We start from the raw sequence: 22,873 nt of genomic DNA on the forward strand, positions 1-22,873 counted from the left end.
GGAACCTTCCGGGGATCGTCAGCACGCACCACGGACCGAGACCGACCCCCATGACCTCGGCAGAGACGGGCGGCAGCAGCGCCGGCCCGGCGAACGGCGGCGCCCCCGCGCTCGGCGGCGGCCCCGTGTCCTTCCGGCTCGACGGCCGTACGGCCCTCGTGACGGGGTCCGCGCGCGGCCTGGGCCTGGAGATGGCGCGCGGTCTGGCCGGAGCGGGCGCGCGGGTGGTCCTCAACGGCCGTGACCCGGCGGCCCTCTCCGCGGCGGCCGGGCGGCTGCGGGAAGAGGCCGGGTACGACGTCACGACCGCCGCGTTCGACGTCACGGACCGGGCGGCCGCTCAGGCGGCGGTCGAGGAGCTGGGCGACCTCGACATCCTGGTCAACAACGTGGGCCACCGGGACCGGCGGGGTGTGGCGGAGATGACGCCCCGAGACCTGAACGCGCTGCTCGACGCGGACCTGACCTCCGCGTACGCGCTGAGCCAGGCGGTGGCCAGGGGGCTGGCCGCGCGCGGGGTGCCGGGCCGCATCGTCAACGTCTCCTCGGTGGTGGGGCAGTTGGGCCGTACGGGTGATGTCGGCTACGCCACCGCGAAGGCGGGCCTGGACGGTCTGACCCGCGCGCTCGCGGCGGACCTCGGACCGAGCGGTACGACCGTCAACTCGGTCGCGCCGGGCACCTTCGCCACCGAGGTCAACGCCCGACTGGTGGCGGACCCCGACTGGCAGCGCTGGCTGCGCACCCGTACCGCGCTGGGGCGCTGGGGCCGGCCGGAGGAGATCGCCGGGATCGTCGTCTTCCTGGCGAGCGACGCGGCGTCCTTCATCACGGGGCAGACCATCGCGGTGGACGGCGGGATGACGACGACGTTCTGACACGGGGGGAGCGGTGGGGAGGCGAGTGCGGCGGGGGGACAGTAGCGTGGTGCCCGCACCGGCCATCGGGAGGTTTCTGCGGGAATTCTCAGCGAAGTCGGGGCGGGTTTCTCACCTTCGTGAGACAGAGTGAGGGCTGATGAAGCGCATCTCACGCATCTCGGTCACCTCGCGTCCCGCGTTGCTCGGGGCCGTGGTGATGCTCGCCCTGACCTCGGCGTCCGTGGCGTCCGCCGACGACGGGCCGGGACCCCTCGGGGTCACCGCGGACGCGGTCGCCTCCGTGCGCGACGCCCGGATCGGCGTGCTGTCCGCCGCGGACGGGGCGGGCCGGCCGACCGGCAACCACTTCTGCACGGCCTCGGTGGTGCACAGCCCGCGGGGCGACCTCATCGCCACCGCCGCGCACTGTGTGAGCGCCCCGGACCGGGACCTGGTCTTCATACCGGGCTACCGCAACGGGCAGGCGCCGCACGGGGTGTGGCGGGTGACCCGGCGCTTCCTGCCCGACGGCTGGACGCGGGACCAGGACGAGGACAGCGATGTCGCCCTCGTCACCGTGGCCGATCTCGACGGGCGCACGATCGAACAGGCGGTCGGCGGCAACCGCTTCGTCACCGGTGCGACGACCGGCGCGACCGCGGTGACGGTCACCGGTTACCCCGACTCCCGCGAACAGCCCATCCGCTGCACCAACAAGCCCCGCCGCCAGAGCGCCACCCAGCAGCGCATCTACTGCCCCTCCTTCACCGCCGGCACCAGCGGAAGCCCCTGGATCAACGGCGACCACCAGGTCGTCGGCGTCCTCGGCGGCCACGAGGAGGGCGGCTCCACGGACGACGTGTCGTACAGCGTGGCGCTGGGCGCTCAGGCGGCGGAGCTGTACCAGGACGCGACGACGGCGGACTGAGGCCGCCCGCCGGGGTGACGGGGGAGTCCAACTTCCCGTGTTCGGACGGGCGTTCTCGTGCTCGGGCGCCGCGGCTCCTACACTGCACTCGGCGGACTGGGCTGCGGTGAGGGGCGGTTGACGGTGCGTAAGGCGTGGATCGTCGGTGGTGCCCTCGTGGCGGGCGGCCTGAGTTTCGTCATGGTGCTCGTGGTCGCGGTGTACCTGGTCGCCGGGAACCTCGTGGGGGGCCTGACCGCGGGCGGGCGGGCGCTGGCGAAGGGCGCGGTACCGGCGGCGTACCAGCAACTGGTGCAGAAGTGGGGGAACCTGTGTCCCGCGCTGACCCCGGCGCTGCTCGCGGCGCAGCTGTACCAGGAGAGCGGCTGGAACCCCACCGTGGTGAGCCCGGCCGACGCCAAGGGCATCGCGCAGTTCATCCCGAGCACCTGGGCGACCCACGGCATCGACGGCAACGGCGACGGCAAGCGCGACATCTGGGACCCGAACGACGCGATTCCGTCGGCGGCGTCGTACGACTGCGAACTGGCCAAGTACGTCAAGGACGTTCCGGGCAACGTCTCCGACAACATGCTCGCCGCGTACAACGCCGGGGCGTACCGGGTCATCCAGGCCGGCGGGGTGCCGGGCATCAGCGAGACGCAGAACTACGTGCGGCGCATCAACAGCCTCGCGGAGAGCTTCGCCGCGCCGCCCAGCCGGCTCGACCCCACCCGGCAGGCGGCCGGCGCGATCAACTTCGCGCAGCAGAAGCTCGGTACGCCCTATCTGTGGGGCGGCGAGGGCACGGCGGCGCAGGGCGGGCGCTTCGACTGCTCGGGGCTGACGCAGGCGGCGTACGCGAGCGTCGGGATCAAGCTGCCGCGGGTGGCGAACGACCAGTACAACGCGGGCCCGCATCCCTCGCGCAGCCAGCTGCTCCCCGGCGACCTGGTGTTCTTCTCCCACGACCCCAACGACTCGCGGGCCATCCACCACGTGGGTATCTACGTCGGCGGCGGGTACATGATCGACGCGCCGCGCACGGGGGCGGTGATCCGGTTCGACCCGATCGACGGAGCGGATTATTTCGGCGCCACTCGGGTGACCGAAGATGGCGCAAAAGCGCTCCCCACGACGGTGTAAACCGCGCGTGAACCTACCCCCTGAGCTGCGATGATGAGTCTCTCTTCGATAACGTCTGCGTGATCTTTCGGTGGAGAGTGGAACGCATGGGTGGTGACTGTGCGTTCCTGTTGACGGGGGTCGGTGCGACGCACACGAGGTGCGTCCGGGAAGACGACGAAGGGGCCGCAGCACCATGGCTGTACTCGCCGAATCCGGATCGAACCCCGACGTCGAACTGCTTTACGACATCAATGGTCTGGCCAGAAGCGCGCCGCACTGGTTCGACCGGATCATGGAGTTCGTGGGCGAGTACGGCCTGCTGCTCGCGATGGTGCTGCTCGTGGTGTGGTGCTGGTGGTCCGTGCGCCGCCGGGGCGGACAGGACGCGGCGACCTCCGTGGCCGCGCTGGTGTGGGCGCCGCTCGCCGCCGGGATCGCGGTGCTGGTGAACATCCCGATCCGGGGATTCGTGTCCCGGCCGCGGCCCTTCGTGGACCATCAGGGGCTCGACGTCCTCGTCTCCGGCAAGACCGACTTCTCCTTCGTCAGCGATCACGCGACCTTGACGATGGCGCTCGGCGTGGGGCTGTTCGTCGCCAACCGCAGGTTCGGCATCGCCGGGATCGGGCTGGCCCTGCTGGAGGGGTTCTGCCGGGTGTACATGGGCGTGCACTACCCGACGGACGTGATCGGCGGCTTCGCCCTCGGCACCGCGGTGACCCTGCTGCTGGCCCCGCTGGCCTCCGCCCTGCTCACCCCGCTGATGAAGGCGGTGGAGCGGACCCCGAGGGTGTCGTGGCTGGTGCGCCGCCGGACGGCCGTCGACGTGCCGCTGGTACCGGGCGCCCGACGGCCGGTCGAGCCGCTGGACTCGGAGGAACGGGACCTGGCGGCGTAACCGGCCACGGCGCTCCCGCGGCCGGGAACGCCGCTCAGCCGACGCCCCCGGACCCGCCGATCCCCCGGACCCGCCCCTACACCCCCTGCGCGTACGAGAAGAACCTCGACGGGTCGTACTGCTGCTTCACCTTCGCCAGCCGCGCCGCCGCGTCCCCGTAGTACGCCTTCCGCCAGTCCGTCAGCGTCGGGTCCGTGTAGTTCTGGTACGCCGCGCCGGACGCGTAGGGCGCCATCGCGCGATGCGCCGAGGTAAGCCACGACTGCGCCGTGCCCCCGGACGCCCCCGCGGACCAGGACGCGATGTACTGCGCCAGCATCCGCGAGCGCCGGTGCACGAACGCCGTCGCCGTCGGCGCCACCCGGTTCACCGCACCGCCCAGCGCCGTGAACGCGATGCTGCCCCCGCCGCCCCGCACCCCCGCGATCTGCCGCAGCACCGTCTGGATGCCCGCCGCGGACAGGGACCGGTCGAAGAAGTCGGAGCGGGCCGCGTACGTCTCCCGCCCGAGCGCCCCCTGCGCCGAGCGGCCCGGCGTGCTGCCCGGCAGATGGCACTGGGCCCCGGCGGAGAAGGAGGAGCATCCGGCGTAGATCTCCATCGCCTCCTCGTAGCCCCGCCGGTGCAGCGAGACGGAGGTGGCGTTGGCGCCGGCCTGGTGGGCGAGGCGGTCCACCGCGTTCTTCAGCTCACCGTAGGTGCCGATGGAGAAGCAGGAGACGGAGATCGTCGGCGTCCGGCCCGGCACGCACGCCAGGTGCAGGGAGGACCAGATCTCGTCCGGCTGCGTCGGCCCCCACTCCTGCCACGCCTTGAGCACCGCCGCCGCCTTCGACCACGGCCAGGACAGATACGCGGTGACCGCCTGCGGCGCCGGGTGGGTGCGGAAGCGCAGCTCGGTGACGACACCGAAGTTGCCGTTGCCCCCGCCGCGCAGCGCCCAGAAGAGGTCGGAGTGCTGGGTGGCGTCCGCGGTGAGCTGCTTGCCGTCGGCGGTGACCAGGGTCGCCTGGGTGAGGTTGTCGCAGGTCAGCCCGTACGCGCGGGAGACGACCCCGTGGCCGCCGCCGAGCACCAGGCCGGAGATGCCGACCGTGGGGCAGGAGCCCGCCGGTATGGTCACGCCCTTCGCGGCCAGACCCCGGTAGACGTCGATCAGCTTCGCGCCGGCGCCGACCACCGCCTCGCTGCCGCTGACCCGTATCCGGTCGAGCCGCGAGACGTCGACGATCAGCCGGTCGTCGCCGGAGGAGTACCCCGCGTAGGAGTGGCCGCCGTTGCGTATCGCCACCCGTATGTGCCGGCTTCTCGCGTACGACAGGACGGTGCGGATGTCGGCGGCGTGCGCGACGTAGGCGACCGCGGCGGGCTTCAGGCCGTCGAAGCGGGTGTTGTACAGCTGGTGCGCGGTCTTCCACTGGGCGTCTTCGGGCCGCACCAGGGAGCCGTCGAGGTCCCGGCCGAGGGCGGCCCAGTCGCCCGCGCTGCCCGCGCTGGTGGTCGTCATCGCCGTGAGCGAGGCCGAAGAAGCCCCGGTCACGCCCGAGGGCCGGGTCCGGGCCGCGGCGGAGTGGCCCCCGCCCGTACCGCACGCGGTCAGTGCCGTCGTCGCCAGCGCGGCCGCGCCGCCCGAGATGAACGTACGCCGTTCCATGTCTCCGTCGCCTTTCCGCGGCCTGAGTGGCCTCCGGGAGACGAGACGACGGTGTGTCCACAAGGGTTCCCCCGTACGGGTGGCGGACATCGCAAATGTGTGCGTCCGCCCCGCTCGCCGGGATCGGCGCGTGCCCTCCCCGTGAGCATTCCGTGACCTCACCGGGCCGACGGCAGGGGTTCACCCGTCGTTCATGTACGGCCTTCGGCGGCTTCACCTGATCTGCCTAATTTCGGCCTTACCCGGTGCGGAGTGCGGTTCGGATGCGCTCCCCGCACCCACGACTTCGCACGCCGCCGACCGCGGCGGCTCCTGGAAGGAACTCCCGAACGTGAAGCTTCAGCGCAAGAACCGGCTGCGCGCCGTGACCCTCGGTGCTCTCGCCGTCTCCGGCGCCCTGGCCCTGACGGCGTGCGGCTCCGACGACAACGGCGGCGGTTCCAAGCCCTCGGGCGGCGCATCGGCGGCCAACGCCTCTTCCATCAAGTGCGACGGCGCCAAGGGCCAGCTGCTCTCGGACGGATCTTCCGCGCAGAAGAACGCGATCGACGCCTGGGTCAAGAACTTCTCGCAGGCCTGCGGCGTGCAGATCAACTACAAGGCCGGCGGCTCCGGCGCGGGCGTGACCTCCTTCACCCAGGGCCAGATCCCGTGGGCGGGCTCCGACTCGGCGCTCAAGCCCGAGGATGTCGCCGCGTCCAAGAAGGTCTGCTCCGGGGGCCAGGGCATCGACCTCCCGATGGTCGGCGGCCCGATCGCCATCGGCTACAACCTGAACGGCGTGGACAACCTGGTCCTGGACGCCCCGACGCTCGCCAAGATCTTCGACGGCAAGATCACCAACTGGAACGACGCCGCGATCAAGAAGCTGAACCCCTCGGCGAAGCTTCCCGACCTGAAGATCCAGGCCTTCCACCGCTCGGACGACTCCGGCACCACGGACAACTTCACCAAGTACCTGAAGGCCGCCACCCCCGACAACTGGAAGTACTCGGGCGGCAAGACCTGGCAGGCCAAGGGCGGTCAGTCCGCCGCGCAGTCCTCCGGCGTCGCCCAGCAGGTCAAGCAGACCAACGGCGCCATCGGCTACTTCGAGCTGTCGTACGTCGGCGACGGCGTCAAGGCCGTGAGCATCGACACCGGTGCCGCCCAGCCGGTCGCCCCCAGCACCGAGAGCGCCACCAAGGCCATCGCCGACGCCAAGGTCGTCGGCACCGGCAGCGACCTGTCGCTCCAGCTGAACTACAACACCAAGGCCGACGGCGCCTACCCGATCACCCTGGTGACGTACGAGATCGCCTGCGACAAGGGCAACAAGGCCGACACGCTGCCCACCGTCAAGGCGTTCCTCAACTACATGGCGTCCGAGGACGGCCAGAAGCTGCTCAGCGGCATCGACTACGCGCCGATGCCCGACGCGATCATCGGCAAGGTCCGCTCCACCATCGCGGGCCTGAGCTGACCTGATCCGAGAGTGCGGCCCGGTCCCACGGCCTCCCCGCGGGCCGGGCCGCACCGTCCGGTGCACCGCCGCCACGAGCCGGGCGCCCCCACCGGGGCGAACGGCTCCGCAGACCGGAGAACCCGATGGACATAACGAAGACAACCGACGCACCACCCCCCGCATCCCAGCCGGCCACCCGCCCGGAGAAGACCGCGAACCGCAGCGCCACCCGCGCCGGTGACCGCGTCTTCCTCGGCCTGTCCCGCGGCTCCGGCATCCTGCTCCTGGTGATCATGGCCGCGATCGCGGTCTTCCTCACCTACCGCGCGTCCCTCGCGATCAGCAAGGACCACGGCAACTTCCTGACCACCTTCGAGTGGAACACCAACCTGATGCCGCCGTCGTTCGGCATCGCGGTGCTCGCCTTCGGCACGGTGGTCTCCTCGGTCATCGCCATGGTCCTGGCCGTGCCCGTCGCGGTCGCCATCGCGCTGTTCCTCACCCACTACGCCCCCCGCAGGATGAGCGGCCCGGTCGCCTACGTGATCGACCTGCTCGCCGCGGTGCCGTCCATCGTGTACGGCCTGTGGGGCGCCCTGATCCTCGTACCGCACCTGAACGGCCTGTTCGGCTGGCTCGACGAGTACCTCGGCTGGACCGGGATCTTCTCCTGGCAGGGCGGCGCGCCCCGCTCGATGCTCACCGTGGGCATCCTGCTCGCGATCATGATCCTGCCGATCATCACCAACGTGAGCCGCGAGGTCTTCCGGCAGGTCCCGCGGATGCACGAGGAGGCCGCGCTGGCCCTCGGCGCCACCCGCTGGGAAGTCATCCGCATGTCGGTGCTGCCCTTCGGGCGTTCCGGCGTGATCTCCGCCTCGATGCTCGGCCTCGGCCGCGCGCTCGGCGAGACGATGGCCGTCGCCACGGTCCTCTCCCCGACCTTCGACATCCAGACCAGCCTGCTCGATCCGGGCGGCGGCACCTTCGCCCAGAACATCGCCAGCAAGTTCGGCGAGGCGACCCAGGACGGCCGGGACGCGCTGATCGCCTCCGGTCTGGTCCTGTTCGTCATCACCCTGCTGGTCAACGGCGCGGCCCGCGCGATCATCGCCCGCCGCAAGGAGTACTCGGGGGCCAACGCATGAGCACCGCAGCCGTCACCGACAAGCGCAGCGGCTCGCTGCGCAGCGCCAGCCTGCCGAAGTGGTCGCCGTGGGCGATCGCCGCGGGCTCGATCGTGGTCGCGGTGGGCATCGGCGAGGGCGCCGGCCTGACCAGCCACATCCAGTGGGGCCTGATCGCCGCGCTGCTGTTCGTCCTCGGCACCTACGTCATCACCTCCGCGGTGGAGGGCCGCCGCCAGGCCAAGGACCGGATCGCCACCTCGCTGGTGTGGGTCGCCTTCCTGCTCGCGGTGGTCCCGCTGGTCTCGCTGATCTGGACCACCGTCAAGCGCGGTGTGAAGGTCCTCGACCCCTACTTCCTGACGCACTCCATGGGCGTCGTCGCCGACTCCGAGCCGGGCGGCGGCATCTACCACGCGATCATCGGCAGCCTGGAGCAGGTCGGCCTCGCCACCCTGATCGGCGCGCCGGTCGGCGTGCTCACCGCGATCTACCTGGTGGAGTACGGCCGCGGCGGTCTCGCCCGCGCGGTCACCTTCTTCGTCGACGTCATGACGGGCATCCCGTCGATCGTCGCGGGCCTGTTCATCCTCAGCCTGATGCTGATGGCGGACATGCAGCCCTTCGGCTTCGCCGGCTCGCTGGCGCTGGCCATCCTGATGATGCCGGTCGTGGTCCGCTCCACGGAGGAGATGCTCAAGCTCGTCCCGAACGAGCTGCGCGAGGCGTCCCTGGCGCTCGGTGTGCCCAAGTGGCGCACCATCCTCAAGGTGGTCCTGCCGACCTCCATCGGCGGCATCACCACGGGCATCATGCTGGCCATCGCCCGTATCGCGGGTGAGACGGCGCCGGTCCTGCTGCTGGTGTGGGGCAACTCCTTCATCAACAACAACCCGTTCTCGGGTGCCCAGCAGGCGCTGCCGCTGTACATCTACCAGCAGTACTCGCAGAGCTCCGGTTCCACGGCGGCGTACGACCGCGCCTGGGCGGCCTCGCTCACGCTCATCGCCTTCGTGATGATCCTCAACCTGGCGGCCCGCGGCATCGCCCGCTGGAAGGCCCCCCGCTGACAATGTGCGGCTACCGCCGCGTGGTTGGTCGCCGATCGCGGCCCCACAGCGACTGACGGAAGTAGTGAAGTAGTCATGGCCAAGCGAATCGACGTAAGCGGACTGACCGCGTACTACGGCTCCCACAAGGCGATCGAGGACATCTCGATGAGCGTCGAGCCGCGCTCGGTGACGGCGTTCATCGGCCCCTCCGGCTGCGGCAAGTCGACGTTCCTGCGCACCCTGAACCGCATGCACGAGGTCACGCCGGGCGGCCGGGTCGAGGGCAAGGTGCTGCTCGACGACGAGGACCTGTACGGCAACGGGGTCGACCCGGTGTCGGTGCGGCGCGAGGTGGGCATGGTCTTCCAGCGCCCGAACCCGTTCCCCACGATGTCGATCTTCGACAATGTGGCCGCCGGTCTGCGGCTGAACGGCAACTACCGCAAGAGCGAGCTGAACGACATCGTCGAGAAGTCGCTCAAGGGCGCGAACCTCTGGAACGAGGTCAAGGACCGCCTGAACAAGCCGGGCGCCGGGCTCTCCGGCGGCCAGCAGCAGCGGCTGTGCATCGCCCGCGCGATCGCGGTCGAGCCGAAGGTGCTGCTCATGGACGAGCCGTGCTCCGCGCTCGACCCGATCTCCACGCTCGCGATCGAGGACCTGATCGGTGAGCTGAAGGAACGGTTCACGATCGTCATCGTCACGCACAACATGCAGCAGGCGGCGCGGGTCTCCGACCGCACGGCCTTCTTCAACCTCGCGGCGGTCGGCCAGCCCGGCCGGCTGATCGAGATCGACGACACGGAGCGGATCTTCTCCAACCCGTCCGTGCAGGCGACGGAGGACTACATCTCCGGCCGCTTCGGCTGATCCCCCGATTTCCTCGCGGTGCTGCATGGCGGTGCCACCACGAGGATGCGGAAGGGCCCGCCCCCGGACTCCGGGGGCGGGCCCACTGCGTTCGCCTCCGGCCGCTGCGGGCCGGAAACCGGGCGGTCCCGCGGCGGCGGCCGTGCCGTACCGCCGTCAGCGGCCGTCCCCGTGCTCGGTCGCGTCGGTTCTCGCCTGGCTGCGCGCCCTGCGGGCCGGACCGCGCCAGCCGCAGGTGCAGCGGGCCACGCAGAAGCGGCCCTGTTCGGTCGTCGTCGTCAGATGTTCCGGGTCCCGCGTGTCCTGCTCCGCCACGCCGTCCACCGTACCGAGCAGCCCAGGGCAGAGCGTGACGGCGGTCCCCTACTCGTCGTTAACCGGAGGACAGGGGGGCCGTAACGGACGTACCGGCTGGGGGAAGGCAGGGCGATGGAACGGCGGCAGTACAGACGGCGCGCGGGCAGGACGGCCGGCGCGCTGGGCCTCGCGCTCGCGCTGGGCGCGGGCGCGGGCGGCTGCTCGGACCTCGGGCTCCCCGCCGAGGACGTCAGCAGCGGCACGGGCGACCCGATCACCCTGCTGACCGGCGCGGCCGGCGCCCTGACCGGCGCGGGCAGCTCCAAGGCCGGCACCGCCATGGAGATGGCCACGGGCGGCACCCGCGTCACCATCCGCGGCACCGGGGTCTACGACTACGTCCACCGGCTCGGCCGGCTGACCGTCGTGCTCCCGGAGGACCCGGTGGGCGCCGCCGAGCACCAGCCGCTCACCGAACTCCTCGCACCGGGCGCCCTGTTCATGAAGAACCGGGGAGCGGGGGTGCCCGCCGACAAGTGGGTGCGGGTGGAGACGGCCACGCTCTCCGACGGCAATCTGGTCACCGGCGGCGTCACCGACCCGTACACCGCGGCCGAGGTGCTGCGCGGCACCCGGCGGGCGAGCTACGTCGGCCGCACCGAGGTCGGCGGCATTCCGGTGCGGCACTACCGGGGCACCGCGGACCTCGCCCACGCCGCCCGGTACGCCCCGGCGGACGTCCGCAACTCCCTGGCCGCGGCGGCAAAAGGGTTCGCCACGGCCCAGGTGCCCTTCGACGCCTACCTGGACGACCAGGGCCGGCTGCGCAAGCTGCGCCAGCGCTTCAGCTTCGTCAACGGCCGCCGGCGCACCCCCGTCGCCGTCACCTCGACCCTCCTGCTGTACGACTTCGGCGCCCCCGCCGTCGTCGCGCTGCCGCGCGCACGGGACATCTACGCCGGCCGGATCGCGGAGGACACGGGTGCCGGCGGGGCCTGAATCCGGCCACTCCCGGTGCCGCACTAGTCCCTTGACGCCACCTCGGAAGTAGCCCGTCCGTGCCATGCGCGGTAGGTAAACCGCCTCCTACCCTAGGAGTTCGGTGACGTCGGAGAAGAGGTGAGGCGGGTGGCGGCGGCCGGCGGTACGGCGGTTCAGGACCATGTGGCCCTCGCCGAGATCGAGTTGTGCGGCGAGCTGATCATCGCGGCCTCGGCCGCCGAGGACCGGCTCAGCCTGGAGTGCATCGACGAGGTGCTGCGGGTGGAGCGGCGGGAACGGGACGACTGAGGCGCTGGGCGGTCCTCAGGTGCGCAGCAGCCGGCCGATCGCCTTCGTCGCCTCGTCCACCTTCGCGTCGATTTCGTCCCCGCCCTTGAGCGCCGCGTCCGCCACGCAGTGCCGCAGGTGCTCCTCCAGCAGCTGGAGCGCGAAGGACTGGAGCGCCTTCGTGGAGGCCGAGACCTGGGTGAGTATGTCGATGCAGTAGGTGTCCTCGTCCACCATCCGCTGAAGCCCCCGGATCTGCCCCTCGATCCGGCGCAGCCGCTTGAGGTGCTCGTCCTTCTGCTTGTGGTAACCGTGCGTGGCGTGCTCGGCGCGGTCCGTCTGCCCGGAGGCTGCCGTGGCGCCGGCCTCGGTGGTCGTCATAGCGGGCCTCCATCTCGGGACGGGTGTTCTCGGTCACACTCCGGGGGACATATCGCCCGGCATACCCCTACTGGGTATATGGTACCGAATTTTGCTGGGTAGGGCGGCCTTGGTACGCCCCTGTGATGATCGCTCTGCCCGATGGGCGACACTGGAGGGCGGCCCGATAGCCGTGGCCGGATGATGCGCCTAGCATCAGCCTGACCGAAACCGAAGCACCCCGAGGACCCCACGTGCGCTTTCGTCTGACCCCCAGGGAGACGAGCTTCTACGACATGTTCGCCGCCTCCGCGGACAACATCGTCACCGGCTCGAAACTCCTGATGGAACTGCTCGGGGCGGACTCCTCCGCCCGAGCCGAGATCGCAGAGCGTATGCGGGCAGCGGAACACGCAGGTGACGACGCCACGCACGCGATCTTCCACCAGCTGAACTCCTCGTTCATCACGCCGTTCGACCGCGAGGACATCTACGCCCTCGCCGGTTCCCTGGACGACATCATGGACTTCATGGAGGAGGCCGTCGACCTCGTCGTCCTCTACAACGTCGAGGAACTGCCCAAGGGCGTCGAGCAGCAGATCGAGGTGCTGGCCCGCGCGGCCGAGCTGACCGCGGAGGCGATGCCGAACCTCCGCACCATGGACAACCTCACCGAGTACTGGATCGAGGTCAACCGGCTGGAGAACCAGGCCGACCAGATCCACCGCAAGCTGCTGGCGCACCTCTTCAACGGCAAGTACGACGCGATCGAGGTGCTGAAGCTCAAGCAGATCGTGGACGTGCTGGAAGAGGCGGCGGACGCGTTCGAGCACGTGGCGAACACGGTGGAGACCATCGCCGTCAAGGAGTCCTGAGGCGTCGATGGACACCCTGGCTCTGATCGTGACCGTAGCGGTCGCGCTCCTGTTCACGTACACCAACGGCTTCCACGACTCGGCGAACGCGATCGCCACCTCGGTCTCCACGCGGGCGCTGACCCCGCGGGCGGCGCTGGCGATGGCCGCCGTGATGAACCTCGCCGGCGCATTCCTCGGCTCCGGCGTCGCCAAGACGGTCAGCGAGGGGCTGATCGAGACGCCGTCGGGCGGCACGGGGATGGGCATCCTCTTCGCCGCGCTGCTCGGCGCGATCGCCTGGAACCTGGTCACCTGGTACTTCGGCCTGCCCTCGTCCTCCTCGCACGCCCTGTTCGGCGGCCTGGTGGGGGCGGCGCTCGCGGGCGGTACGGCGGTCCACTGGGGCGGCGTGGTCGACAAGATCATCGTGCCGATGTTCCTGTCCCCCGTCGTCGGCCTGGTCGTCGGCTACCTCGTGATGCTGCTGATCATGTGGCTGTTCCGCCGCGCCAACCCGCACAAGGCCAAGCGGGGCTTCCGCATCGCGCAGACGGTCTCCGCGGCGGGCATGGCGCTCGGCCACGGCCTCCAGGACGCCCAGAAGACGATGGGCGTCGTGGTGATGGCCCTGGTCATCGCCGGGCACGCGACCTACGAGGACCCGATCCCGGTCTGGGTGAAGCTGGTCTCGGCGATGATGCTGTCGCTCGGCACGTACGCGGGCGGCTGGCGCATCATGCGGACCCTCGGGCGGAAGATCATCGAGCTGGATCCGCCGCAGGGGTTCGCCGCGGAGGCGACCGGTGCGTCGATCATGTTCGGTACGGCGTACCTCTTCAAGGCGCCGATCTCCACGACCCACGTCATCACCTCGGCCATCATGGGCGTCGGCGCGACGAAGCGGGTGAACGCGGTCCGCTGGGGCGTGGCCAAGAACATCGTCCTGGGCTGGTTCATCACGATGCCGGCGGCCGCCCTGGTCGCGGCGCTGGCCTTCGGCGTGGTGAAGCTGACGGTCCTCTGACCGCCCCCCTCCCGCCCCCTCGCCCACCCATCCCGCTCGGCCGCACGGCCGACGAGACGGGTGGGCTTTCTTCTGTCCTGAACGGGTGGGCTTTCTTTTGCCCTGACGGCCGGGTGAGATCCCCCCGCTGGGCACGCCACCGCCGCCACTCTCAGGCGGCGTCCGCATCCGCGAGTTGGTCGGCGACGCTGCGGGGCTCCCGGCCCAGGAGCTCGGCGAGCAACGGATCGACGCCCGCGAAGCGGCCCTGCCGGGCGGCCTGGAAAGTGGTGAGCGTCATCCGCGCCATCGCCTCCGGAGAGCCGGCGGCGACCCGGTCCGCGACCCATGCCTCGTCGTCCAGCGTCACGCGGGTGACCTCACGGCCACTGGCCGCCGATGCCATCGCGGCGACTTCGTCGTACGTCACCGCCTGCCGGGCGGTGAGCGTGACCGGACCGTCGAAGGCCCGCTCACCGGCCAGGATGACCGCTGCCGCTTCGGCGGCATCGGCGCGGTCGGTCCAGGAGACCGGCCCGTCGGCCGGGGCGGCGATGGTGCCGGTCTGCCGCCAGGGGCCCAGCAGCCAGGCGAGGCTGTGGGCGTAGAAGCCGTTGCGCAGCGCGGTCCAGGCGACGCCCGAGTCGGCCAGGAGCTGTTCGGTGGCGGCGTGATCACGCGCCGGGTGGAAGGGGCTGTCGGCACCGGCGCCCTGGTGGCTGGTGTAGAGGATGCGCCCGGCTCCGGCTGCCACGGCGGCCTCGATGCCGACACGGTGCAAGGCGACGGCATCGGCGTGCGGATCGTTGGAGGAGACGAGCAGGACCTGCTCGGCACCCTCGAAGGAGTGCCGCAGGGCGGCCGGGTCTTCGTAGGAGCCCTGGCGGACTCGCACGCCGCGGTCGGCGAAGTGCCGAGCCTTGGCGACATCGCGGACGCTGACGCCGATCCGGTCGGCGGGCATGCGCTTGAGGAGGTGCTCGACGGTGGTGCCGTTCAGGGCGCCGGTCGCTCCGGTGATGACGATCACGAGGGTGTTCCCTTTCGTTTCGGCGGTGCGCCGGGCGCAGGCGGGGTGGTGTCAGTGGCTGCGCAGGAGCGGCAGGAGGATGTCGTCGACGAGGTGCTCGATGAACGCCTCGTCGCACGGCTCGCCCGCGATCACGATGCGGTGGACGATGACGGCCGGGGCGACCTCGGCGAACAGTTCGGCAGCCCGGACAGACAGCTGTTCTCCGTGCCGGATGGCCTTGCGCAGCGGCTCGTCGGTCATCGCCTTCTCGTCCCGACGCAGAATGCGGCGCATCTCCTCCGCCAGGCGCGCGTCGCTGCGCATACCGGCGAACAACGCCCCCAGCAGGCCGATCTCCTGCTCGGCGATCTGCCGGCCCAGCCAGGCGACCAGCCCGAGCAGGTCTCCTCGCAGGTCGCCTGCGGCAGGCTCGGGAGGCGTGGCGTGCGAGCGATGCTCGACCGCGGCCGCGACCAGCGCGGCCTTGTCGCGGTAGCGACGGTAGATCGTCGTCTTCGCTGCCCCGGAACGGCTCGCCACCGCCTCCATGGACAGCTGCTCGTAGCCCACTTCGGTCAGCAGTGCCAGCGTGGCATCAAGAATGGCCAGGTCGCGACTGGCATCACGCGGGCGTCCCATGACGGGGGGCCCGGCCGTACCGCCGCTTGCCGAGTCACTCGATGTGCCGGTCACGCCTGCCCCTACTTTCGATACGCTACGGTTGCGTATCGAAAGTAGCCCGGAAGGCGGACCTGTGGCAACTCGGGCTCGCCGGATCGAGGCGACAGGCCCTAGCCGGGCAACTTCGTGATCGCCGTCAGGGCCGCCGGGATCAGGTCCCTGTCGCGGGGGTGGGTCAGCTGGGTGCGGGCCTCGGGTGGGGGGAGCCAGCGGAGGGCGGTGACCTCGGCGTTGGGGGTGAAGGTGCCGCCCGTGGACTCGGCGGCCCAGTAGGTGACCTCCTTCGGGCGGCCCGCGTGGTCGGTGTAGCGGGCGGTCGGCAGGGGCGCGCCGAGCCGGCAGGTGTGACCGGTCTCCTCCTGGACCTCGCGCAGTGCCGCCGCCCGCGGCGTCTCGCCCCGCTTCAGCTTGCCCTTGGGCCAGGACCAGTCGGCCCACTTGGGGCGGTAGACCAGGGCGAGTTCGATGTCACCGGTGGGGGAGCGGCGCCACAGGACGCAGCCCGCGGCCCGTACGGGGGGCTCGGTCATACCGTCTCCACCGCCTCCCGCTGCCAGGCCCGCTGGAAGGCGAACCGGGCCGCCTCCACCTCGTGCCGCTGGTCCGCGTGCAGGACGCCGAGGGCGTAGGCCGTGGCGGGGGCGATGCGGGGGGTGCGGGCGGCCTGGGCCGCGGCGGCGGCCGCCTCGGCGGCGTCGCGGTGCCGGTTCAGGGCCTGGCCCGCCGTCAGCAGGCGGACGTCGGCGGCGGTACCGGGGTCCAGCACCTCGCGGGCGTAGCGGTGCAGGCGCAGCAGCAGCCGTACCTGGTGCCAGGGACCGTCCTGGGGGTGCGGGGACGGATCCGGGGACAGGCCGTGGATCAGGGCCTCCGCGTTGTACGGGTGGCCCGCGGTGAGCAGCGGCAGCGCGGCGATGGCATCGGTGAGCCGCTCGCGCGCGGCGCCGGCCAGCGGGCGCAGGTCGGTGGTGGCGGCGGCGGGGATGAGCGGGACCTCGCTGGCCAGCACGGCGATCTTGTCGGCGACCGCGTGGAAGCGGCTGGAGCCGAGCGCCTGGAGGGCGGTGGAGTGGGCACGGGTCCGGGCGAGGGTGAGCTGGCGGTCCAGCAGGGCGCCCGCCTTCGCCGCGCCCACCGTCAGGTTGCCGCGCTCCGGCGGAGCGGTCGCGGGGCCGCCGGACACCGCCACCTGCTCGGGGAAGGACGCCGCCCCCGACAGCCGGTGCAGCGCCTGCAACAGCCGCTCCAGCCGGGCCTCGTACGCGTGCTCCAGGGCCAGTGTCCCCGAAATCCAGGCCAGTTCGGGCCGCATCGACTCCGACCAGGCGGGGTCGAGCAGCGGCCGGTAGGTGTGCAGGCTGCCGCTGATGCGCCGGGCCGAGCGGCGCAGGGCGCGGGCCGCGTCGACGGATTCCTCGCCGGAGCCCGTGGCGCCCCCCGTCTCCCGGTGCAGCCGCAGGGCGCGCAGGAACTCCGTTGCCCGCGCGCGCAGATAGCCCGCGAGGTCGTCCCCCGTCACCACCTCGGCCGTGGGGTCCGTCGGGTCAAGGTGTCGCTGTGCCACGCCGGCGCCTCCGGGCGTCTATGAGCATCTCCTGGATGTTGCGCAGGGGCTGGCCGTCCGCGTCCACCGCGTGCCGCGTCCACTCGCCGTCCGCGCCGAGGTGCCAGGACGCGGTGGTGTCGGACATGCCGGTGTCCAGCAGCCGGTTGATGGCCGCGCGGTGGCCGGGGTCCACGACCCGCACCAGGGCCTCGATCCGCCGGTCGAGGTTGCGGTGCATCATGTCGGCGCTGCCGATCCACACCTCGGGCTCGCCGCCGTTGCCGAAGGCGAACACGCGGGAGTGCTCCAGGAAGCGGCCGAGGATCGAGCGGACCCGGATGTTCTCCGAGAGCCCCGGCACGCCGGGCCGGATCGCGCAGATGCCGCGGACCCAGACGTCCACCGGCACGCCCGCCTGGGCGGCCCGGTAGAGGGCGTCGATGACGGCCTCGTCCACCATCGAGTTGACCTTGATGCGGATGAACGCCGGGCGGCCCGCGCGATGGTGCTGGATCTCCTTGGTGATCCGCGATATCAGGCCGTCCCGCAGCGACTTGGGGGCGACCAGCAGCCGGCGGTAGGTCTCCCGGCGGGAGTAGCCGGAGAGCCGGTTGAACAGGTCGGAGAGGTCCGCGCCGACCTGCGGGTCCGCGGTGAGCAGGCCGAGGTCCTCGTAGAGCCGGGCGGTCTTCGGGTGGTAGTTGCCGGTGCCGACGTGGCTGTAGCGGCGCAGGGTCTCGCCCTCCTGGCGGACCACCAGCGACAGCTTGCAGTGCGTCTTCAGGCCGACCAGTCCGTAGACGACGTGGCAGCCGGCCTCCTCCAGCTTCTTCGCCCACTTGATGTTGGCGTGCTCGTCGAAGCGGGCCTTGATCTCCACCAGCACCAGGACCTGCTTGCCGGACTCGGCGGCGTCTATCAGCGCGTCCACGATCGGGGAGTCGCCCGAGGTGCGGTACAGGGTCTGCTTGATCGCGAGGACGTCCGGGTCGTCGGCGGCCTGCTGGAGGAAGGCCTGCACGGAGGTGGAGAAGCTGTCGTACGGGTGGTGCAGCAGCACGTCCCGCTGGCGCAGCGCGGCGAAGATGTCGGGCGGGGAGGCCGACTCGACCTCGGCCAGGTCGCGATGGGTGCCGGCGATGAACTTGCGGTACTTCAGCTCGGACCGGTCCAGACCGTGGATGCGGAACAGCCCCGTCAGGTCGAGCGGGCCGGGCAGCGGGTAGACCTCGGCCTCGGAGATCTTCAGCTCGCGCACCAGCAGGTCGAGCACCTCGCGGTCGATGGACTCCTCGACCTCCAGGCGCACCGGCGGCCCGAAGCGGCGCCGCATCAGTTCCTTCTCCAGGGCCTGGAGGAGGTTCTCCGCGTCGTCCTCCTCGACCTCCAGGTCCTCGTTGCGGGTGAGCCGGAAGGCGTGGTGCTCCAGCACCTCCATGCCCGGAAACAGCTCCTCCAGGTGCGCGGCGATGACGTCCTCGACGGGGACGTACCGGCCGGGGCTGGACTCCAGGAAGCGGGAGAGCAGCGGCGGCACCTTCACGCGCGCGAAGTGCTTGTGGCCGCTGACCGGGTTGCGCACGACGACGGCCAGGTTCAGGGACAGGCCGGAGATGTACGGGAAGGGGTGCGCGGGGTCGACGGCCAGCGGGGTGAGCACCGGGAAGATCTGGTGCCGGAACAGCGTGAACAGGCGGGCCTGCTCCTTGTCCGTCAGCTCGCTCCAGCGCACCAGGTGGATGCCCTCCTCCGCGAGCGCGGGGGCGACGTCCTCGTGGTAGCAGGCGGCGTGCCGGGCCATCAGCTCGCGCGAGCGGGCCCAGATCATCTCCAGGACCTCGCGCGGCTGGAGCCCGGAGGCGGAGCGGGTGGCCACGCCGGTGGCGATGCGGCGCTTGAGTCCGGCGACCCGGACCATGAAGAACTCGTCCAGGTTGCTGGCGAAGATCGCGAGGAAGTTGGCCCGCTCCAGCAGGGGCGTGTTCGGGTCCTCGGCCAGTTCGAGGACGCGTTCGTTGAACGCGAGCCAGCTGCGCTCCCGGTCGAGGAACCGGCCACGGGGCAGCGGGGCGCCGTCGGTCCGGGAGTCCTCGTACGCGTCGAGATCCGCGTCGATGTCGGGTTCCAGGTCGGAGACCGCGGGGGTCACGGTGTGCGGCCGGTGCGCCGCGATGGAGCCCACCGGGGGCTGCGGGTGCTGAACCTCTGCCGGGGCGTCTTGCTGACTCATGAACCCATTCTTCCGCGCGACCGGGGCGACAGGCGCGTCGGAACGCGCGGGCGGGAGCGTCACGGTCCCGTTCCCCGCGGGCCCCTCGGGGGGCGGCGAAGACTCTGGCACGACGGGTTTCATTGGCCGAGCGTCGCAAGCCCGTCTGAATCGATGGTTACGGAGACATGACGTGCGGGATAGCGCGGGGCGGCTCCCAGGGGGCCGGCGTCGCGGACGCGACGGATTCCGCGGCGGTCCGGGCGCGGTCGTACCCGCTCGTACGGGTCCGGAAGCGCGGGTGCGGGACCGTACGGCGATGGGTGGTCCCGCACCCGGTGGGCGAAGGCGTCAGGCGGCGGCCCGCGCGGTGCGCAGCGTCCCGGTCTGCCGGCGCAGCACCAGGAAGCAGCCGGTGACCAGCAGCGCGGCGACGGCCAGCACCAGCGCGCTGGTGCTGAGCTGGAGCCCCCAGAAGTGGGAGGCGGGGTGGTAGGTGCTGTAGCGGCCGGTGAAGCCCGCGTACGCGGTCTCGCACGACGCGGGGGTGTCGCACGACGGAATCGGCACATGGGCGCCGGAGCGGGTCACCATGCCCTCGTCGACCACCAGCCCGCGGCCGGCGAAGCCGTGGTTCACCGGGCTCTCGCGGGTGACCGCCGGCCACAGGTACGGCAGCGCCTGGTACGCCAGCCCCAGCAGCCCCCCGCTCGCCGCCACCCCGACGACCAGCGAGAGCAGTGTCCGGCGCAGCAGCAGCCCGGCCAGGGCGCCGGCCGCGAGCCCGGCGAGGGCCAGGGCCACCACGACGGGGCCGTTGGCGTGCAGGGTGAAGCGGTCGTACCAGTCCTTGGCGGAGTCGATCCGGCCCTGCCCGGCGGCCCAGGCGCGGTGGTGCAGCCAGGCCAGCAGCCCGGTGCAGACGGCGATGCCGAGCGCCGGCACGGCGAGGCGCACCGCGAGCCAGCGCGCCGGGGAGGTGGCCTGGGTCCAGGCGAGGCGGGCGGTGCCGGACTCCAGCTCCCGGCCGGTCAGCGCGGCGCCCGCCCAGGCGGCCACCAGGAAGGGCAGCACGTTCAGGGCGATGGTGGCGTAGTTGTAGTAGTCCTTGTAGCGCATGATCGCGGCCTGGTCGTAGCTGCACCGCTCGCTCATGCCGCAGGCGTCGTACTGGCGCCAGCCCTCGGCCGCCGCGTCCGCGAGCGGGCCGGAGAGGGCGATCAGCAGGGCGGCCAGGGCGAGCCACAGCACGCCCCAGGTGTACAGCGCGGGCCGGTGCAGGCGCAGCAGCCAGCGGGTCTGCCGGGGCCGGTCGGCGGGTGCGGCGGTCAGGGTCACGGCGCTCACGCGGCACGCTCCTTCGTGGTGTTCGGTGCGCCGGCGCCCCGCAGGTGGGCGAGGACGAGCTCCTCCAGGGAGGGCGCGGTGGTGCGCCAGTCGCCGGCGAGCGGTCCGGCCGGGCGGATCAGCGCGGTGAGCTGGCGGCCGGTGACGCGGGACTCGACGACGGTGTGCGGGCCGAGGTCGGCGTCTGCGGCGGCGCCGCTGATCCGCAGATGGCCGGCGAGCAGCTCGTCGATCTCGCCGGCCAGCCGGACCCGGCCGCCCGCGACCAGCAGCAGATGGTCGCAGGACTCCTCCAGCTCCGCGATGACGTGCGAGGAGAGCACGATCGTGGTGCCGTGCAGCGCGGCCTGGCCCATCAGCGTGCCCATCAGCTCGTGCCGGGCCACCGGGTCCAGGTCGGCCATCGGCTCGTCCAGGAGCAGCAGTTCGGGCCGCTTGCCGAGGGCGAGGGCGAGCGCGACGCGGGTGCGCTGGCCGCCGGAGAGGGTGCGGATCCGGGCGGTCGCGTCCAGGTTCTCGACGATGTGCCCGGCGAGGTCCGCGTCCCAGCGTCCGGGGTTGAGGTCGGCGCCCATCCGCAGCGTCTCCGCGACGGTGAGCTGCGGGTACAGGGGCTTGTCCTGGGCGACGTAGCCGACCCGCGGGCGGGCCTCGGCCGGGGTGGTGCCGAGGACGGTGAGGGCGCCCTCGGTGGGGGCCGTGAGCCCGGCGGCGAGGGTCAGCAGGGTGGACTTGCCCGCCCCGTTGGGGCCCACGACGGCGCACACGCGCCCCGTCGGCAGGCGGAACGCGCAGTCCCGCAGGGCCCAGCCGCCGCCCCGGCGGCCGAACCGTTTGCCCAGAGCGTCGGCCCGCAGGGCCGTGTCGCTGCTCATGACGGATCTCCCTGGAAGTGCTTGTCGAGTACGGCGGTGAAGATCGCGGCCACGTCATCCCGCTCCAGACCGGCCGCGCCGGCGCGGCGGGCCCAGTCCTCCAGCTCCGCACGGAGCGGGGAGTCGGCGGGCGCGGTGCCCAGCGCTCGGCGCACGAAGGTGCCGAGCCCCCGCCGCGCCTCGACCAGGCCCTCCCGCTCCAGCTCGCGGTAGGCCTTGAGGACGGTGTTGGGGTTGATGGCGGTGGCCTCGACGACCTCGCGGGCCGTCGGCAGCCGGTCGCCGGGGCGCAGCAGACCGAGGCGCAGGGCCTGCTTGGTCTGCTGGACGATCTGGACGTACGTGGCGACACCGCTGTGCCGGTCGATGCGGTAATCGACCACGCGTGCACCACCCTTTCACTAATTGAGTAGTGAAAGGGTGGTGCAAAGAAGGGGCGGCCGTCAAGGCGGCCGCCCCTTGAGGGGCCTGGTGACCCTTATGTCACGTCTCGGTGCGGTACATCAGGTCCGTCTCGTACGTACGGAATCCCAGCCGCTCGTACACCGCGACCGCGGCCTTGTTGTCCGCGTCGACGTAGAGCATCGCCGTCGGCAGGCCCTGTGCGGCGAGATGGCGCAGGCCGATGGTGGTGAGCGCCTTGCCCAGGCCGCCGCCCTGCTCGCCGGGGCGCACCCCGAGCACGTAGACCTCGCCGAGGCCCTCCTCCGCGTGCACCTTGGTCCAGTGGAAGCCGATCAGCTCCCCGCGCCGCTCGGCGAGGAAGAACCCGGCCGGGTCGAACCACGGCTGGGCCTTGCGGTCGTCCAGGTCGCGCTGGGTCAGCGAGCCCTGCTCGGGATGGTGGGCGAACGCGCCCGCGTTGACCGCGAGCCACGCGGCGTCGTCCTTGCCGGGCTCGAAGGCGCGCACGCCCACGCCCTCGGGCAGCTGCGGCTCCGGCAGCTCCAGACCGGTCAACGCCCGCCGCATCTGGCGCAGTTCGCGGAACAGGGTCAGACCGAGCACCTGGGCGAGATGGCGGGCGGCCGGGTGTCCGCCGTGCGCCCACACCCGCAGGCGCTTGCCGGAGGCGGCGAGCAGGGCCGTGCCGAGCGCGCGGCCGTGTCCGTGGCCGCGGTGCGCGGGGTGGATGACGAGTTCGGCGGCCGGCGCCTCCACCGGGTCGGTGTCCTCCAGCTGGGCGTAACCGACGAGTTGCCCGTCGACGGTCAGCAGCAGGTGCGCGACGCCCTCGCGGGCGCCCCCGCGCAGTTGCAGGCGGCCCTGCTCGGACACCGGCTGCTGCCCGTCGGCCCGCGCGGCCTCGCCGAGCAGGGTGAGCACGGCCTCGGCCTGGTCCGGGGTGAGCGCGGAAAGGGTCTCGATGGAGCGGGCGGGAAAGGCCCGTACGGTGTCGTCGCTGCTCATGCGTACGAGAGTACGGGGCGGTCACGGGCGCCGCCGAGAACACCGGCCGGCGGTCCGCCCCGGTGTT

General features: G+C 71.8%; 24 protein-coding genes. 12 read left to right on the forward strand and 12 right to left on the reverse strand.

Annotated elements, in window-relative coordinates; genetic code table 11:
• Positions 1-50: 50 nt before the first annotated feature.
• From ACZ7EC_RS18250 to ACZ7EC_RS18265, 4 genes are all read left to right on the forward strand, one after another.
• Positions 51-878 carry an SDR family oxidoreductase gene (locus ACZ7EC_RS18250; protein ID WP_471063675.1) on the forward strand — a complete coding sequence of 276 codons (828 nt, stop codon included), beginning with the start codon at positions 51-53 and terminating at the stop codon, positions 876-878.
• Between the two features lie 139 nt (positions 879-1,017).
• Entirely contained in the window at positions 1,018-1,788 is a 771-nt protein-coding gene (locus ACZ7EC_RS18255) for a trypsin-like serine peptidase (protein ID WP_471063676.1), read from the forward strand.
• A 117-nt stretch (positions 1,789-1,905) separates the two neighbouring features.
• Positions 1,906-2,913: a bifunctional lytic transglycosylase/C40 family peptidase gene (locus tag ACZ7EC_RS18260; RefSeq protein WP_471063678.1), complete on the forward strand. Its 1,008-nt coding sequence runs from the start codon at positions 1,906-1,908 to the stop codon at positions 2,911-2,913.
• Between the two features lie 175 nt (positions 2,914-3,088).
• Positions 3,089-3,793, forward strand: coding sequence for a phosphatase PAP2 family protein (locus tag ACZ7EC_RS18265; RefSeq protein ID WP_471063680.1), 705 nt, complete (start codon positions 3,089-3,091; stop codon positions 3,791-3,793).
• A gap of 76 nt (positions 3,794-3,869) precedes the next feature.
• On the opposite strand, the gene ACZ7EC_RS18270 is transcribed toward ACZ7EC_RS18265, so the two are convergent.
• Positions 3,870-5,447, reverse strand: a complete 1,578-nt coding sequence (locus tag ACZ7EC_RS18270) for an FAD-binding oxidoreductase (RefSeq protein ID WP_471063682.1) — start codon at positions 5,445-5,447, stop codon at positions 3,870-3,872.
• A 331-nt stretch (positions 5,448-5,778) separates the two neighbouring features.
• Between ACZ7EC_RS18270 and pstS the strand changes: the two genes are divergently transcribed.
• The 4 genes from pstS (at position 5,779) to pstB (ending at position 9,940) form a co-directional block, all read left to right on the forward strand.
• Positions 5,779-6,909, forward strand: a complete 1,131-nt coding sequence (pstS, locus tag ACZ7EC_RS18275) for a phosphate ABC transporter substrate-binding protein PstS (protein WP_471063684.1) — start codon at positions 5,779-5,781, stop codon at positions 6,907-6,909.
• Positions 6,910-7,034: 125 nt separating this feature from the next.
• Positions 7,035-8,039 carry a phosphate ABC transporter permease subunit PstC gene (gene pstC / locus ACZ7EC_RS18280; protein WP_471063686.1) on the forward strand — a complete coding sequence of 335 codons (1,005 nt, stop codon included), beginning with the start codon at positions 7,035-7,037 and terminating at the stop codon, positions 8,037-8,039.
• A complete protein-coding gene (gene pstA / locus ACZ7EC_RS18285; RefSeq protein ID WP_471063688.1) occupies positions 8,036-9,088 on the forward strand; it encodes a phosphate ABC transporter permease PstA in 1,053 nt (350 codons plus the stop codon). Before pstC ends, pstA begins: the two co-directional genes overlap by 4 nt.
• Positions 9,089-9,163: 75 nt before the next feature.
• On the forward strand, positions 9,164-9,940 hold the full coding sequence (gene pstB / locus ACZ7EC_RS18290; RefSeq protein WP_471063689.1) for a phosphate ABC transporter ATP-binding protein PstB: 777 nt from the start codon (positions 9,164-9,166) through the stop codon (positions 9,938-9,940).
• 156 nt (positions 9,941-10,096) lie between these two features.
• Here the strand turns inward: pstB and ACZ7EC_RS18295 are convergent, their stop codons facing one another.
• Positions 10,097-10,255 (reverse strand): hypothetical protein, encoded by a 159-nt coding sequence (locus ACZ7EC_RS18295; RefSeq protein ID WP_471063691.1) that lies wholly within the window; start codon positions 10,253-10,255, stop codon positions 10,097-10,099.
• 114 nt (positions 10,256-10,369) lie between these two features.
• On the opposite strand from ACZ7EC_RS18295, the gene ACZ7EC_RS18300 reads away from it, so the two are divergent.
• Both ACZ7EC_RS18300 and ACZ7EC_RS18305 read left to right on the forward strand, forming a co-directional pair.
• Complete coding sequence (locus ACZ7EC_RS18300) at positions 10,370-11,236, forward strand: SCO4651 family lipoprotein (RefSeq protein WP_471063693.1); 867 nt, start codon at positions 10,370-10,372, stop codon at positions 11,234-11,236.
• A 129-nt stretch (positions 11,237-11,365) separates the two neighbouring features.
• Complete coding sequence (locus ACZ7EC_RS18305; RefSeq protein ID WP_471064283.1) at positions 11,366-11,527, forward strand: hypothetical protein; 162 nt, start codon at positions 11,366-11,368, stop codon at positions 11,525-11,527.
• A 15-nt stretch (positions 11,528-11,542) separates the two neighbouring features.
• On the opposite strand, the gene ACZ7EC_RS18310 is transcribed toward ACZ7EC_RS18305, so the two are convergent.
• The gene (locus ACZ7EC_RS18310; RefSeq protein WP_397985229.1) at positions 11,543-11,887 is read right to left on the reverse strand and encodes a metal-sensitive transcriptional regulator; all 345 of its coding nucleotides are present in this window, start codon (positions 11,885-11,887) and stop codon (positions 11,543-11,545) included.
• 233 nt (positions 11,888-12,120) lie between these two features.
• Here ACZ7EC_RS18310 and ACZ7EC_RS18315 point away from each other — a divergent pair, with 233 nt between their 5' ends.
• Together ACZ7EC_RS18315 and ACZ7EC_RS18320 are read left to right on the forward strand one after the other, a co-directional pair.
• On the forward strand, positions 12,121-12,741 hold the full coding sequence (locus tag ACZ7EC_RS18315; RefSeq protein ID WP_015493282.1) for a DUF47 domain-containing protein: 621 nt from the start codon (positions 12,121-12,123) through the stop codon (positions 12,739-12,741).
• Positions 12,742-12,748: 7 nt separating this feature from the next.
• Positions 12,749-13,747, forward strand: coding sequence for an inorganic phosphate transporter (locus ACZ7EC_RS18320; RefSeq protein ID WP_471063696.1), 999 nt, complete (start codon positions 12,749-12,751; stop codon positions 13,745-13,747).
• A gap of 151 nt (positions 13,748-13,898) precedes the next feature.
• Here the strand turns inward: ACZ7EC_RS18320 and ACZ7EC_RS18325 are convergent, their stop codons facing one another.
• The 9 genes from ACZ7EC_RS18325 to mshD form a co-directional block, all read right to left on the reverse strand.
• A complete protein-coding gene (locus ACZ7EC_RS18325; RefSeq protein WP_471063697.1) occupies positions 13,899-14,756 on the reverse strand; it encodes an NmrA family NAD(P)-binding protein in 858 nt (285 codons plus the stop codon).
• Positions 14,757-14,807: 51 nt separating this feature from the next.
• Complete coding sequence (locus ACZ7EC_RS18330; protein WP_471063699.1) at positions 14,808-15,431, reverse strand: TetR/AcrR family transcriptional regulator; 624 nt, start codon at positions 15,429-15,431, stop codon at positions 14,808-14,810.
• Positions 15,432-15,529: 98 nt separating this feature from the next.
• The gene (locus tag ACZ7EC_RS18335) at positions 15,530-15,949 is read right to left on the reverse strand and encodes an NUDIX hydrolase (protein ID WP_471063701.1); all 420 of its coding nucleotides are present in this window, start codon (positions 15,947-15,949) and stop codon (positions 15,530-15,532) included.
• Positions 15,946-16,983, reverse strand: coding sequence for a CHAD domain-containing protein (locus ACZ7EC_RS18340; RefSeq protein ID WP_471063703.1), 1,038 nt, complete (start codon positions 16,981-16,983; stop codon positions 15,946-15,948). The genes ACZ7EC_RS18335 and ACZ7EC_RS18340 overlap by 4 nt, the downstream gene beginning before the upstream one ends.
• Complete coding sequence (locus tag ACZ7EC_RS18345) at positions 16,964-19,318, reverse strand: RNA degradosome polyphosphate kinase (protein WP_471063705.1); 2,355 nt, start codon at positions 19,316-19,318, stop codon at positions 16,964-16,966. The genes ACZ7EC_RS18340 and ACZ7EC_RS18345 overlap by 20 nt, the downstream gene beginning before the upstream one ends.
• A 207-nt stretch (positions 19,319-19,525) precedes the next feature.
• On the reverse strand, positions 19,526-20,521 hold the full coding sequence (locus tag ACZ7EC_RS18350) for an ABC transporter permease (RefSeq protein ID WP_471063707.1): 996 nt from the start codon (positions 20,519-20,521) through the stop codon (positions 19,526-19,528).
• Positions 20,518-21,396, reverse strand: coding sequence for an ABC transporter ATP-binding protein (locus ACZ7EC_RS18355; protein WP_471063708.1), 879 nt, complete (start codon positions 21,394-21,396; stop codon positions 20,518-20,520). Before ACZ7EC_RS18355 ends, ACZ7EC_RS18350 begins: the two co-directional genes overlap by 4 nt.
• On the reverse strand, positions 21,393-21,779 hold the full coding sequence (locus ACZ7EC_RS18360) for a GntR family transcriptional regulator (protein ID WP_471063710.1): 387 nt from the start codon (positions 21,777-21,779) through the stop codon (positions 21,393-21,395). The genes ACZ7EC_RS18355 and ACZ7EC_RS18360 overlap by 4 nt, the downstream gene beginning before the upstream one ends.
• 100 nt (positions 21,780-21,879) lie before the next feature.
• Positions 21,880-22,806, reverse strand: a complete 927-nt coding sequence (gene mshD / locus ACZ7EC_RS18365; protein ID WP_471063711.1) for a mycothiol synthase — start codon at positions 22,804-22,806, stop codon at positions 21,880-21,882.
• Between the last annotated feature and the right edge of the window lie 67 nt (positions 22,807-22,873).

Source organism: Streptomyces sp. NPDC037203 (genome assembly GCF_055605065.1).